This is a genomic window from Glutamicibacter sp. X7 (genome assembly GCF_054889245.1).
In genome coordinates this window covers 1,363,421-1,377,045 of sequence record NZ_CM142678.1, presented here as the reverse complement: position 1 = coordinate 1,377,045, position 13,625 = coordinate 1,363,421, and the positions used below count along the sequence as shown (strand labels likewise).

Annotated in this window: 12 protein-coding genes; 7 read left to right on the top strand and 5 right to left on the bottom strand. The window is 65.6% G+C overall.

Features of this window, described 5'->3' with window-relative positions:
* Window positions 1–178: 178 nt before the first annotated feature.
* The gene (locus tag ACYU0X_RS06810) at window positions 179–1,240 is read right to left on the bottom strand and encodes a hemolysin family protein (protein ID WP_461902529.1); all 1,062 of its coding nucleotides are present in this window, start codon (window positions 1,238–1,240) and stop codon (window positions 179–181) included.
* Window positions 1,237–2,595, bottom strand: coding sequence for a hemolysin family protein (locus tag ACYU0X_RS06805; RefSeq protein WP_461902528.1), 1,359 nt, complete (start codon window positions 2,593–2,595; stop codon window positions 1,237–1,239). The genes ACYU0X_RS06810 and ACYU0X_RS06805 overlap by 4 nt, the downstream gene beginning before the upstream one ends.
* A 447-nt stretch (window positions 2,596–3,042) precedes the next feature.
* On the opposite strand from ACYU0X_RS06805, the gene ACYU0X_RS06800 reads away from it, so the two are divergent.
* The 3 genes from ACYU0X_RS06800 (at window position 3,043) to ACYU0X_RS06790 (ending at window position 7,878) form a co-directional block, all read left to right on the top strand.
* The gene (locus ACYU0X_RS06800; protein WP_461902527.1) at window positions 3,043–6,819 is read left to right on the top strand and encodes a multifunctional oxoglutarate decarboxylase/oxoglutarate dehydrogenase thiamine pyrophosphate-binding subunit/dihydrolipoyllysine-residue succinyltransferase subunit; all 3,777 of its coding nucleotides are present in this window, start codon (window positions 3,043–3,045) and stop codon (window positions 6,817–6,819) included.
* A gap of 200 nt (window positions 6,820–7,019) precedes the next feature.
* Window positions 7,020–7,625 (top strand): GDSL-type esterase/lipase family protein, encoded by a 606-nt coding sequence (locus ACYU0X_RS06795; RefSeq protein WP_309407775.1) that lies wholly within the window; start codon window positions 7,020–7,022, stop codon window positions 7,623–7,625.
* A 178-nt stretch (window positions 7,626–7,803) separates the two neighbouring features.
* Window positions 7,804–7,878: a 50S ribosomal protein bL37 gene (locus ACYU0X_RS06790; protein WP_104061284.1), complete on the top strand. Its 75-nt coding sequence runs from the start codon at window positions 7,804–7,806 to the stop codon at window positions 7,876–7,878.
* An 81-nt stretch (window positions 7,879–7,959) separates the two neighbouring features.
* Here ACYU0X_RS06790 and rsrA read toward each other — a convergent pair whose 3' ends face one another.
* Both rsrA and ACYU0X_RS06780 read right to left on the bottom strand, forming a co-directional pair.
* Complete coding sequence (rsrA, locus tag ACYU0X_RS06785; protein WP_309410451.1) at window positions 7,960–8,223, bottom strand: mycothiol system anti-sigma-R factor; 264 nt, start codon at window positions 8,221–8,223, stop codon at window positions 7,960–7,962.
* Window positions 8,223–8,867, bottom strand: a complete 645-nt coding sequence (locus ACYU0X_RS06780) for a sigma-70 family RNA polymerase sigma factor (protein ID WP_461902526.1) — start codon at window positions 8,865–8,867, stop codon at window positions 8,223–8,225. Before ACYU0X_RS06780 ends, rsrA begins: the two co-directional genes overlap by 1 nt.
* Window positions 8,868–9,073: 206 nt before the next feature.
* On the opposite strand from ACYU0X_RS06780, the gene aroA reads away from it, so the two are divergent.
* The 4 genes from aroA to ACYU0X_RS06760 are packed head-to-tail and all read left to right on the top strand — an operon-like array spanning window position 9,074 to window position 12,967.
* Window positions 9,074–10,402 carry a 3-phosphoshikimate 1-carboxyvinyltransferase gene (gene aroA, locus ACYU0X_RS06775; RefSeq protein WP_461902525.1) on the top strand — a complete coding sequence of 443 codons (1,329 nt, stop codon included), beginning with the start codon at window positions 9,074–9,076 and terminating at the stop codon, window positions 10,400–10,402.
* The gene (rsgA, locus tag ACYU0X_RS06770) at window positions 10,402–11,496 is read left to right on the top strand and encodes a ribosome small subunit-dependent GTPase A (RefSeq protein ID WP_461902524.1); all 1,095 of its coding nucleotides are present in this window, start codon (window positions 10,402–10,404) and stop codon (window positions 11,494–11,496) included. Before aroA ends, rsgA begins: the two co-directional genes overlap by 1 nt.
* Before the next feature lie 22 nt (window positions 11,497–11,518).
* Complete coding sequence (locus ACYU0X_RS06765; protein ID WP_461902523.1) at window positions 11,519–12,313, top strand: inositol monophosphatase family protein; 795 nt, start codon at window positions 11,519–11,521, stop codon at window positions 12,311–12,313.
* Window positions 12,314–12,319: 6 nt separating this feature from the next.
* Window positions 12,320–12,967 (top strand): metal-dependent transcriptional regulator, encoded by a 648-nt coding sequence (locus ACYU0X_RS06760; protein WP_418908948.1) that lies wholly within the window; start codon window positions 12,320–12,322, stop codon window positions 12,965–12,967.
* A 15-nt stretch (window positions 12,968–12,982) separates the two neighbouring features.
* Here ACYU0X_RS06760 and ACYU0X_RS06755 read toward each other — a convergent pair whose 3' ends face one another.
* The gene (locus ACYU0X_RS06755; protein ID WP_418908947.1) at window positions 12,983–13,471 is read right to left on the bottom strand and encodes a DUF2568 domain-containing protein; all 489 of its coding nucleotides are present in this window, start codon (window positions 13,469–13,471) and stop codon (window positions 12,983–12,985) included.
* Window positions 13,472–13,625: the final 154 nt, after the last annotated feature.

Genomic DNA, 13,625 nt, shown 5'->3' with positions numbered 1-13,625 from the left:
TCAGGGTTGGCGGGCCGTACAAAGGCTTAGGCACCGGCCGCCGGCGCCGCGAGTGGCGTCATCGGCGAGCAGGGGTGCGGCTAAAAGTCTAGCGCAAATGAGATTCGTTCGCATTACACGACGCGACGGCCCGACGCCCACTAAGGGTGGACGACGGGCCGTCGCCTAGCGGTAACCGTTAGCGCTCTTGGCGCGGGGCGTGGCGCTTCTTGGTAGTGTCGCTGATCTCGCCGACGAGCACCTCGATCACGTCCTCCAGGAAGAGCACGCCGATGGTGGCGCCGGATTCGTCGACCACCGCCGAGAGGTGGTTGCCGCCGCTACGCATACTCTGCAGCGCCTGCTCGATCTCCTCATCGGCCCCCACCCGGCCTAGGGCGCGGGTGGGCACGTCAAGCATCGGCTCGGTGGCGTGCGCGTCGTCGACCAACATGACATCTTTCACATGCCAGTAGCCCACCGGAATCTCCTGCTCGGTGACCAGCAGCCGCGAGAAGCCGGTTTTGGACACCTTCTTCTCAAAGTCGCGGGCCGTGCACTGGCCGCGCTCGAGGGTGAACAGGTCATCCAGCGGCACCATCGCGGTGCGGGCGGTGACACTGGAGAACTCCAGCGCCATGCGCAGCCGCGAGGCGTGCTCGTCCTCCAAGGTGCCTTCCTGGCGCGAGGTATCGATAATCGAACGGACCTCGGCGGCGGTGTAGGTCGAGGAGACCTCATCCTGGGCTTGCACGCCAAAGGCCTTGAGCACCAGATTCGCCGAGCCGTTGAGCAGGACGATCAACGGCTTGAGCACCTTGGACAGCCCCACCAGCGGCGCGGCCAGAAGCAGCACGGCCTTATCGGCAACCGACACCGACACGTTCTTCGGGATCATTTCGCCGAAGGTCACGTGCAGGAAGGTCACCAGCACCAGGGCGATGAGGAAGCCTGCGGTGTCCGCCGCCGCGCTGGGCACGCCCGCGGCATGCAGCGGGATGCCGATCAAGTGGTGAATGGCCGGTTCCGAAATATTCAAGATCAGCAGCGAGCACACGGTGATGCCCAGCTGGCAGACCGCCAGCATCCCCGAGACATGCTCCATCGCATACAAGGCAACCTTTGCCCGGCTATTGCCCTCGTCGGCCAACGGCTCAATCTGCGAACGTCGGGCACTCATCACCGCGAATTCGCCGGCGACAAAGAAGGCGTTGCCCGCCAACAGCACTACGAGCCAAATCAATCCCATGACGTCGCTCATGCCGACTCCCCCTCACTCGACGAGCTGGCGTCGTCCTCGGCCGCGGCGTCATCCGGCGACGGGGCCGGGGTGAAGCGCACCCAGGCCACGCGTCGACCATCGAGCTCGGTGACGGCGAACCGTCCGGACTCGGCGATGACCTCATCCCCCAGCTCGGCAACGCGGCCCAGTTCGGCCAGCATGTAACCGCCGACGGTGTCGTAGGCCGCATCATCGGCGATCACTTCGTCGTCGAGCAGCTCGTTGACCTCATCGGGGCGGAACATTCCGGGCAGCAGCCAGGAACCACCGGGCTCATGCACGGCCAGCTCCTCGTCCTCGTCGTGTTCGTCGGATACCTCCCCGACGATCTCTTCGACAAGGTCCTCGAGGGTGACCAGGCCGGCCGTTCCCCCGTATTCATCCATCACGATGGCCAGCTGATATTCGGCCTCGCGCAACTGTTCGAGCAAGACGTCCAGGTGGATGGTCTCCGGCACGTAGAGCGGATCCTTGGCGAATTCGCCGACCTGCAGCGCCCCGCGGCGTTCACGGGGCACCGAGACGATGTTTTTCACATGGCAGACGCCCTGGATTTCGTCGGTGGAGCCCTCGGTGACCGGGAAGCGCGAGAAACCGGTTTCGGCGCTCATCGCAATCAGTTCCGACAGCGCAGCCTGCGAGTCAATGGTGCTCAGCGAGGTACGCGGGGTCATCACGTCCGCGGCGGTCCGCTCGGAAAATTCGATGGTGGACTCCACAAAGCGTGCGGTCTGCAGGTCCAAGGTGCCCAGCTCGGCCGAACGGCGCACCAGCGAGGCAAGCTCCTGGGCGCTACGCGCGGCGGAGATTTCCTCCTTGGCCTCCAGGCCGAAGAAGCGGTGCAGCACCGCGTTGGAGAAGCCGTTGAGCAGGGCGATGGCCGGCTTGAATACGGCGGTAAACACCAGCTGCGGACGCGCCAAGGCCCGGCCGACGGCCATTGACTTGGCGATGGATAGGTTCTTGGGAACCAGCTCGCCGATCAGCATGGAGAGCAGTGTGGCCAAAACCATCGAAACCACCAGCGACAGGGCCGTCGAGGAGGCCTCACCGAGGTTCACCGCCGTCAGCAGCGGCGAGAGCAGCGAACTCAACGCCGGTTCCAACACGTAACCGGTGAGCAATGTGGTCAAGGTAATGCCCAGCTGGCAGGAGGACAGCTGGGTGGAAAGCGTGCCTAGGCACTGAAGCAGCGGTTTGGCGCCGTTATCGCCGGCATCCACCGCTTGCTGGACCGTCGCCTTATCGAGGGCGACCAATGAGAATTCGACGGCAACGAAGAAACCGGTGCCCAGAATGAGTAAGAATCCAAAAAGGAGAAATAACCAGTCCATCGGCGTCTAGTACCGCCGCCAATGCTGGGAAAGATCAGAAGGTGTTGCGCGCCAAGGGCAACTGGAAGGCTCCAATCCGGCGGAGGCAGACACCGCGGAACGCTGGGTTATGCCGGCACTGCGCTCGATGGCGTCGGGCCGGTTGGCAGAATGAATTTTCATAGTGCGCCCCAGTCTAACCAATGGGCCACCTAAGTGCACCACCGCGGCGGTGGTCGGAAGGTGAATTTTCGGGTTGCGGTGAACGGCCGGATTTCAGCGACGGACGGGGCCCGATGATGAGAATAGTGAGTTTGCCGACGCGTCGTGGCAAAGTTTCCCCGAATGTCACTAGACTAGGGCGCAGGTCTAGAAATCTTGTGCTCAACGGCGGCCCTGTGCAACGTCCTGCCGGCCACCGAAGGCTCAAGCTAGAACACAGCAGAAATCAGGGAAGAGGCGTTGCACGTGCCAGAGCAAGCACACCACCGGCTGACCGAAGAGTTCGGTGGAAACGAGTGGCTAGTAGACGAGTTGTACCAGCAGTACCTCGTCGACAAGAACTCGGTCGATAAGAAATGGTGGGACATTTTCGAGTCCCTCAACTCCAACAACCAAACCCCGGCCTCCGCCGGCGCTCACGCCGCACCGGCTCCAGCAGCCAGCGCACCGACTGCGTCGCAGCCGAAGGTCGAAGGTGCCCCGCGGGCCGCCGCGGAGGCCAAGCCGGCCACCGCACCGACCCCCACCGCCCCAGCCCCAACCCCAGCCGCCGCCAAGTCCGAGGCGCCGGCCGCGAAGGAAGAGCCGACGCCTAAGACGGCCCCGATCCCGGCGCAGGCCCCGAAGGCCGTACCGTCGAACACCCAGTTTGGTGAGGAGAAGCGCACCGTACTGCGCGGGCCGATGAAGGCCATCGCCACCAACATGGACGCGAGCCTCACCGTCCCGACCGCCACCACCGTGCGTGCGGTTCCGGCGAAGCTGATGATCGACAACCGCGTCGTCATTAATAACCACCTCAAGCGCGCTCGAGGCGGCAAGATCTCCTTCACCCACCTGATCGGCTTTGCCGTGGTGCGTGCACTGAAGCAGTTCCCCTCGATGAACGTGACCTACGACGTGGTCGACGGCAAGCCCACCGCGGTCCAGCCGGCGCACGTGAACTTCGGTATCGCCATCGATATGCCGAAGCCCGACGGCAGCCGCATGCTCGCGGTGCCGAATGTGAAGGCCGCCGAAACGCTGAGCTTCAACGAGTTCTGGACGACCTACGAGGACCTAATCAGTCGGGCCCGTAAGAATAAGCTCACCGCCGACGACTACGCCGGCACCACCGTCTCGCTGACCAACCCCGGCGGCATCGGCACCGTGCACTCGGTTCCGCGTCTGTCCAAGGGCCAGGCCGCCATCATCGGCGTCGGCGCGCTGGAATACCCGGCCGAATACCGTGGCGCCGCGGAGTCCACCGTCGCCCGTTTGGGCGTGGGCAAGCACATCACGCTGACCTCCACCTACGACCACCGCGTCATTCAGGGCGCCGGTTCCGGTGAGTTCCTCAAGCTCGTCGAATCGCTGCTGCTGGGCGAGCAGGGCTTCTACGACGAGATTTTCGAGCAGCTTCGTATCCCGTACGAGCCGGTGCGTTGGGCCGTGGACAACCAGGTCGACATCGACCTGCAGATCAACAAGGTTGCCCGCATCCAGCAGCTGATCCACTCCTACCGGGTCCGCGGTCACCTGATGGCCGACACCAACCCGCTCGAGTACGTCATGCGCCGGCACCCGGACCTGGACGTGCAGACCTACGGCTTGACCCTGTGGGATCTGGACCGCGAATGGGTCACCGGCGGACTGGGCGGCAAGGACCGGATGTTGCTGCGCGACATCCTCGGTGTGCTGCGCGACGCGTACTGCCGCACCACCGGCCTGGAGTACATGCACCTGCAGGAGCCGGCCGAACGCGAGTGGTTCCAGAGCCAGTTGGAGACCGGTTACGCCAAGCCCTCGCGCGACGAGCAGCTGCGTATCCTTTCCAAGCTCAACGCCGCGGAGGCCTTCGAGGCCTTCCTGCAGACCAAGTTCGTCGGACAGAAGCGCTTCAGCCTCGAGGGCGGCGAGTCGCTGATCCCGTTGCTGGATGCGATCATTTCCGACGCCGCCGACGATCACCTCGACGAGGTAGCCATCGGCATGGCGCACCGCGGTCGTCTCAACGCGCTGACCAACATTGCCGGCAAGACCTATGCTCAGGTCTTCCGCGAGTTCGAGGGCACCGCGACCCCGGGCTCCGTGCAGGGTTCGGGCGATGTGAAGTACCACCTGGGCACCGAGGGTTCCTACACCTCGGATGCCGGGAACCAGACCAAGGTGTACCTGGCCGCCAACCCCTCGCACCTCGAGGCCGTTGACCCGGTACTTGAAGGCATTGTGCGCGCCAAGGAAGACCGCAACGGCGTGAAGAACTCCGTGCTGCCGATCCTGGTGCACGGCGACGCCGCCTTCGCCGGCCAGGGCGTGGTGGCCGAGGTGCTGGCCATGAGCCAGCTGCCCGGCTACAAGACCGGCGGTACCGTGCATGTGATTGTGAACAACCAGATCGGCTTCACCACCGCACCGAGCTCCTCGCGCTCCAGCGAATACGCCACCGACGTGGCCCGCACCGTGCAGGCACCGATCTTCCACGTCAACGGGGATGACCCGGAGGCCGTGGTGCGCGCCGGCCAGATGGCCTTCGCCTACCGCCAGAAGTTCGGCAAGGACGTCGTCATCGACCTGGTCTGCTACCGCCGCCGCGGACACAACGAGGGCGATGACCCGTCGATGACCCAGCCGATCATGTACAACCTGATCGAGGCCAAGCGTTCGACGCGTAAGCTCTACACCGAAGCGCTGGTCGGTCGTGGTGATATCACCCAGGACGAGGCCGATAACGCGCTGGCCGAATACAAGGCCAACCTGGAGCGCATCTTCGCCGAAACCCATGCGGCGCAGACCTCGCCGATTCCGATCATCACCCCGGGGTCGACCATCAACGACCTGGAGAAGCCATTCGCTCAGGCCGCCGACGAACGCACCGTGGATGGGGCCCGTCCAAGCGCGATCAGCGCCGAGACCCTGGCCCACATCGGCAAGGCGCACCTGGCGGTGCCCGAGGGCTTCACCATGCACACCAAGCTCAAATCGTTGCTGGAGCGTCGCGAAAAGATGAGCCGCGAGGGCGGCATCGACTGGGGCTTCGCCGAGCTGCTGGCCCTGGGTTCGCTGTCCATGGAGGGTGTGCCGGTGCGTCTGGCCGGCCAGGACTCGCGCCGTGGCACCTTCGTGCAGCGCCACTCGGTGTTCCACGACCGGATCACCGACGACGAGTGGTACCCGCTGCGTCACCTCAGCGAGGACCAGGCTCCGATCTGGATCTACGATTCGCTGCTGAGCGAATACGCCGCACTGGGCTTCGAGTACGGCTACTCGGTGGAGCGTCCGGATGCGCTGGTGATGTGGGAAGCCCAGTTCGGTGACTTCGTCAACGGCGCGCAGACCATCATCGACGAGTTCATCTCCTCGGCCGAGCAGAAGTGGTCGCAGTCCTCCTCGCTGGTCATGCTGTTGCCGCACGGCTACGAGGGCCAGGGGCCGGATCACTCCTCGGCACGCATCGAGCGTTTCCTGCAGTTGTGCGCCGAGAACAACATGATCGTCGCCCAGCCTTCCACCGGTGCAAACCACTTCCACCTGCTGCGTCGTCAGGCCTACGCTCGTCCGCGCAAGCCGCTGATCGTGTTCACCCCGAAGCAGCTGCTGCGTCTGAAGGCGGCCGCGAACTCGGTGGAGGACTTCACCACCGGTGGCTTCCAGGAGATCATCCCGGACAACACGGTGAGCAACGCCGCGGCAGTGGACAAGGTGCTGCTGGTCTCCGGTCGCCTCTACTACGATCTGGCCGCGGCACGCGCCAAGGCCGAGGACGAGAAGACCGCGATCATCCGCGTCGAGCAGCTCTACCCGGCACCGCTCGAGCAGCTCACCGCGGAACTGGCCAAGTACCCGAACGCGCAGGTCACCTGGGTGCAGGACGAGCCGGCGAACCAGGGGCCGTGGCCGTTCATCGGGCTGTACATCGCCCCGCAGCTGGAGCAGAAGATCAACGTGGTCTCCCGCCCGGCATCGGCGGCCACCAGCGCCGGTACGGCCAAGCGTCACGAGGCCGAAGCCGCCGTGCTGATTCAGCAGGCCTTCGCCCGCTAAGCCGCCAGGCGTCGTCGGAAGTGCCCGACGACGCCAAACGCCACCAACGGTCGGCGACGAGGGATGCGCTCCCCCGTCGTCGGCCGTTGGCCGTTAATCCGCCGTTGCGACGCGCTGTTCTGGCCGCCCGCCTCCCCGGTCACAAGGCCTCACACTGCTAGAGTTGAACTTCGTAAGACCCGCCGACGAAAGGCTGCCCGTTGGAGCTACGCACCATCCGCATCACCGCTCTCGGCGACGAGTTACTGGCCGGACACGGTGACCCACGGGCTCTGGGCTGGTTTGGACGGGTTATGGCCCGCACCCAGGACCCGGCACTGCGCTTGCAGTCCTTCGTGTTGGCGGCCCCCGGTGAGGGTAGCGAAGCCCTCGCCGAACGCTGGCTTGGCGAAGCCAACCGTCGCTTTGGTGACCTGGTGGAAAACCGTCTAGTCATTGCCCTCTCGGACCGTGATGTCGATCTCGAGGTTTCAACCGCGCGCAGCCGCCTGAACCTAGCCAATATTCTGGATTCGGCCTCACAGATGAACATCAAGGCGCTGCTGGTCGGACCGGCCCCCGGACTGGACGAGGCACGCAATGAGCGGGTGGCCGAACTCAACCGGGTGTTTGCCGATGTGGCCATGCGACGCAACCACCACTACGTCGACACCTTCACCCCACTGCGTCAGCATGCGCAATGGCGCAGTGACCTCTCCTCCAACGGCGGACTGCCGGGGCAGGCCGGCTACGGGCTGATGGCCTGGCTCGTGCTGCACCGCGGCTGGTATTCCTGGTTGGGGCTCCCCGAGCCAAGCGCCGGCTAACCCCGACGCGGACTCGTCGTCCTTCGACGCCCAGCGGGCCCGCCGAGCTGAGCGCCACGTGCGCCGGGAGGGCGCCGCGCGTTAGGAGATTGGCGGCCAAATGTGAAAGACTATCCTTCGGCCCGAATGCACTCGTGGACGTGCACGGGATCTCGTAAGAATCCGCAAAGGAGTCACCATGTCGAAGCGCGCACGCAAGCGTCGCGATCGCAAGCGTGGCGGTGCCAACCACGGCAAGCGCCCTAACGCCTAAGCGACGCATAGGCAAACCCCGCAGCACCCGGAGATTGACCGGGAGCGGCGGGGTTTCACTTTATTAAAATGTGCTGGGTCCTTAGTGGCCGGACTCCACGCGGATCTGCGAAATACGGGTGATGATATTCGCCTTGAGCTGCTCCGGGGCGACCTCCTGGCAGCTGCGGCGCACCACCGAACGGATGATGCATTCCAGATCGTACTGCTCGGTGCACTCGCTGCAATGCTCAAGGTGAGCGCGCACCTCCTTCAGATCCTCAAGGGTCAACGCACCGTCCAAATACTCGTAGATGCGCACGATGCGCGAATCGGCGCAATCTCCCAATGAATGGCAATCCATAATTACTTCTCCGCTCCCTTCGCCGTCGCACGTGGCCGTGCGGCGCCCATGCCGCGATCGGCTGCGTAATCCGACAGCAGTTCCCTCAAATTCTTGCGACCGCGGTGCAGGCGCGACATCACCGTGCCGATCGGCACCCCAAGAATCTCCGACGCTTCCTTGTAGCTGAAGCCCTCGACGTCGACGAAGTACACCGCTAGGCGGAAGTCCTCGCCGATGGACTGCAGCGCGGCCTTCACATCGGAATCCGGCAGGTGGTCCAGGGCCTCGGCCTCGGCCGAACGCAGCCCCGTCGAGCTATGCTCCATGGAGGCGGCCATCTGCCAGTCCTCGACCGTGTCGGTGGAGGTGCGCAGCGGTTCACGCTGCCGCTTGCGGTAGAGGTTGATATAGGTGTTGGTCAGGATGCGGTACAGCCAAGCCTTCAGGTTCGTCCCGGGCTTGTACTGGTGGAAGGCGGAGTAGGCCTTGGTGTAGGCCTCCTGAACCAGGTCCTCGGCGTCGGCCGGATTGCGCGCCATGCGCAGGGCAGCCGAGTAGAGCTGGTCGACATACTCCAAGGCGTCCCGCTCAAAGCGCTCGCGGCGCTGGGCCTCGGATTCCTCCGTGGGCCGCGAAGCGTCGGCTTCGTTCGTGTTATCAGTCATCACGAATGAGTCTACGCGCCCTTCGGGGCGGCGAGAAGGAGCCTGCGCGGCACCTCGGTGCGCGGCGGAGGCCGTGGTGGTCTGCTGCATCGTCGTCACATAGTGTGCAACCGCGCGGTGCGGGCCGTTATTCCCCGGCACGCCTCGGCTAGGATTAATACACAGGTAGAGTCCGCCCTAAACCTCGAGGATGTGCGATTTCAAGCGTGAGCACCACGAACGAGCAGCAGAACTACTGGCCCGCCCCACTGGCGGCCGGTCCACTGAACGCAACGGTTACCGTCCCCGCTTCCAAGTCATTAAGTAACCGCTATCTGTTGCTCGCCGCACTGGCCACCGGGCCCAGCACCATCCACAACCTGCTGATCAGCCGCGACACCGAGCTGATGCTGCAGGCCCTCGCCGCCTTCGGGGTGCAGATCGAGCGCGAGGAACGCGCCGACGGGTCCACCACCGTGCGCGTGCAGCCACCGCAGCGGCTCACCACGCACGAGGTGCACGTCGACTGCGGGTTGGCCGGGACGGTGATGCGCTTCGTGCCCGCGCTGGCCGCGGCCGCCGGCGCACAGGCCCATTTCGACGGGGATCCGGCCGCACGCGTGCGTCCCATGGCTCCGGTGCTCGACGCGCTGGCCGGGCTCGGTGCCCGCTTCGACTTCGGCGGGGAGCCGGGCAAGCTGCCCTTCAGCATCGACGCGCGTGCGGTGCGCGGCGGGCAGCCGATCGCCGTCGACGGGTCGGCCTCCTCGCAGTTCGTCTCCGCCCTGCTGCTGGTGGGACACGCCCTCCCCGGCGGGCTGCAGCTCAAGGCCGCCGACGGTCCGCTGGCCAGCGGTGACCACATCGCAATGACCGTGCAGACGCTGCGTGAGCTCGAGGTGCAGGTGAACGTCGACGCGGATGGACGCGGCTGGCAGATCGCCGAACAGCCCATGTCCGGCTTCGAGGTCACCGTGGAACCCGACCTGTCCAACGCCGGCCCCTTCTTGGCTGCCGCTCTGGTGGCCGGCGGCACCGTGCGCATCCCCTTCTGGCCGAAGGAAACCACCCAGGTCGGCGGCAAATGGGTGCAGATTCTCGGCGATATGGGCGCGCGCATCGAATTGGATGACGCCTCGGTGCTGCACGTGCATGGCGGAGACGAGATCCGCGGTATCGACTACGCCGATGCCTCGGAGCTCGCCCCCACGCTGGCGGCGCTGTGCGCACTAGCGAACTCCCCCAGCGAACTGACCGGCATCGGGCACCTGCGCGGGCATGAAACCGACCGGCTGGCGGCGCTGGAAACCGAATTGCGTCGCGTCGGCGCCGACGTCGAACAAACCGACACCGGCCTGCGCATCGTCCCCGGTCCGCGCCGCGCCGCCGACCTGCTCAGCTACGAGGATCACCGGATGGCCACCGCCGGAGCCATCCTAGGGCTGGCGATCGACGGGGTGCGCGTGCAGAATATCGGCACCACCGCGAAAACCATGCCGGACTTCCCCCAGCTCTGGCAGGATATGGTCGCCACCGGCCAGGCGGGGCGCGGCTAATGCGGTATTCGCAGTGGGATGAGTCGGCCGCCAAGGTCCGCCCCAATAAGCGTGGTTCCCGGCCGCGCACCAAGGAGCGCCCCAGCTACGAGGACGCCGAGATCGGGCGGGTGATCACGGTGGACCGGGGGCGCTACACCGCGATTCTCGACGAGGACACCCCGCAGGAGCGCATCGTCATCGCCGCCCGCGCCCGCGAACTGCGCCGCCAGGCCGTCGTCCCGGGTGACCGGGTGGCCCTGGTCGGTGACACCAGCGGCACCCCGGATACTCTGGCGCGGCTGGTACGCGTCGAGGAACGCAGCACGGTGCTGCGCCGCAGCGCCGATGACACCGACGCGACCGCCCGCGTGGTGGTGGCCAATGTCGACGTACTGGTGATTGTGGTGGCGGCGGCCAACCCGCAGCCGCGCACGGGTTTCGTCGACCGCGCACTGGTGGCGGCCTACGATGCAGGGATTCAGCCGGTGCTCTGCGTGACCAAGGCCGACGTGTGCGACCCGGCGCCGTTCCTCGCCCACTATGAGGGGCTGAATCTGCCGGTGGTTATTTCGCGGACCACCAGCGCCGAGGCCTCCGGTGTGGATGCCCGTGGCGCCGACGGCTCCAGCGCCCGGCTCGACGCCAGCGCGCTGGACTCGCTGCACGAGCTGCTGGCCGGGCGGGTCTCGGTGGTGCTCGGACACTCCGGCGTCGGCAAATCGACCCTGGTCAACGCGTTGACCGGCGCGGACCGTGCCACCGGGCACGTCAATGCGGTCACCGGCCGCGGCCGGCATACCTCCTCGAACGCCCTGGCCCTGAAGCTGGGCGGCACCCCGGGATCGTGGTTGATCGACACCCCCGGCATCCGTTCCTTCGGCCTGGGACTGGTGGACCCGGATAATATCCTGCAGGCCTTCGAAGATCTGGCCGAGGTCGCCGTGCAGTGCCCGCGCGGCTGCACCCACCTGGCCAGCGCTCCGGGCTGCGCGCTGAGCGACTGGGTCACCACCGAGCAGGCACCGGCGAATGCTGCCTCCCGGCTGGAGTCCTACCGCCGCCTGGTCACCACCGAAGAAACCACCAACGAGAAGGAGCTGGGCGCCCTTTAGCCGCCCACAAGGAGCGAATCTGATGGTCTCACCGAGCCTACGCGACGACCTGGAGCTGGCCCTGCGCATGGCCGACGTCGTCGACGCCTTCACCTTGGAGCGTTTCGGCGCCAATGATCTGAAGGTGGATACCAAACCGGATATGACCCCGGTCTCCGATGCAGACCGTGGTGCCGAACGCCTCATTTTGGACCTGCTGCAGGCCGAGCGGCCCGAGGATTCGGTGCTCGGCGAGGAGTTCGGGGTGCACGGAAGTTCCGCACGCCGCTGGGTGATCGACCCGATCGATGGGACCAAGAACTTTGTCCGCCGGGTTCCGGTGTGGGCCACGCTGATTTCGCTGATGGTCGACGACGAGCCGGTGCTCGGTGTCGTCTCGGCGCCGGCGCTGGCCCGACGTTGGTACGCCGCCAGCGGTGAGGGTGCCTGGGTGCGTGAGCCCGGCACGGACGACACACGCCGACTGTCGGTTTCCCAGGTGGGTTCGCTGTCCGACGCCTCGCTGTCCTATGCCTCGCTGGATGGTTGGCAGCAGGTCGATAAATTGCCGAACCTGTTGGAGCTGCTTTCCGCCGCTTGGCGCACCCGCGCCTATGGCGACTTCCTGTCCTACATGTTCGTGGCCGAAGGGGCCGTCGATGCGGCCTTCGAACCGGAGCTGGAGCTCTACGATATGGCGGCCCTGGTCCCCATCGTGCGCGAAGCCGGCGGCCGCTTCACCAGCATCGAAGGCCTCGAGGGCTGTGCCGGTGGCAATGCGTTGGCCAGCAACGGCCTGCTCCACGAGCAGATCCTTCCCTTCATCTCCACCCGCTAACCCATCATGCCTAGCCCCCGCGCCTCCGACCCGCGCCGCCTGACCAGTAGCGAAGAGGACTACCTCAAGGCGCTCTACCTGCTCACCGAATGGGACGACGAGGCGGTCCGCACCGGTACCTTGGCCATCCAGTTGGGCCTCACCCCGGCCTCGGCCACCTCAATGGTGCAGAAACTCGCGGCCAAAGGCCTCGTGGACTACGTGCCGCGCGGGGATATCAAGCTCAGCGAGGCCGGCCACCGGCAGGCGTTGCGGATGGTGCGCCGCCACCGCGTGCTGGAGACCTTCCTGCGCGACGAATTGGGGTACGGCTGGGATGAGGTGCACGACGAGGCCGAGGCGCTGGAGCACACCGTTACGGACCGTTTTATTGATGCGCTGGATCGTCGCCTGGGGTATCCACGCCATGACCCGCACGGCGATGCGATCCCGGAAGCCGATGGAACCTTGGCCGCGCGGCAGGCGGTACGCCTCGATCATTTCTCCGGCACCCAAGCGCGCGTGGCGCGCGTCAGCGACGAAGACCCGGATTTCTTGCGGCGCGCCCAGTCGCTCGGGCTCGTCCCCGGGGCGATCGTCCAGTTGCCGCTACCGCTATCCCTTATTGAGGCCTCATTGGTATGGGTGGTCCCGGTCTCGGCCGGCACCGTCTAGGGTGACGCCGCTGCTTTAGCGCGCTGCCCGACGTCCACGCGGGGCTGAGCGCGGCTTAGTCTCTGCCTCGCTGGGGGTTTCGACAACAGTTGCCGAGCGCTTATCGCGGCGGTGCGGCACCACGTAGCCGCGGGTCGCCAGCACCAGCAGCGCGCTTAACCCGGTGAGTACCAGCATGATGATCGCCCAGATCTGGTTCTGGTTAACGAAGTAGTGATCGACGCTGAGCCACAGCACGTAGGCTCCGACCAGATAGATCAGGTGCATCAGAATAATGCGGGTGCGCAGGCGCAAGCGTACGACGGCCTTTGGAGAGATCAGCAGCCCCCAGATCACAAGCAGTGGGACGACGACCACGATCGCGGAAACCAGCCGTGGCCAAGGGAGAAAGGCCATCGCGGCCATTGCGGCGCCAAAGAGCAACCCCACCTCGAGCAGGAACGCGACCACCGCGTACAGCGCTGATACGGCCGGTGACACTCGCGGGGACGATAGCTCACTCATCGCTTCTGGTTTCGCTCCGTTTTCACTGCTGGTCTAGTTATTCTCGCTTCAGCACCAGTCTATGTGCCCAAGCGCCGACCCGCGAATATGACAGGCCAGATGCACCTCCGGTTCGGCGCCGGAACCGGCGATGGTGACGAACGCAATGCAACAC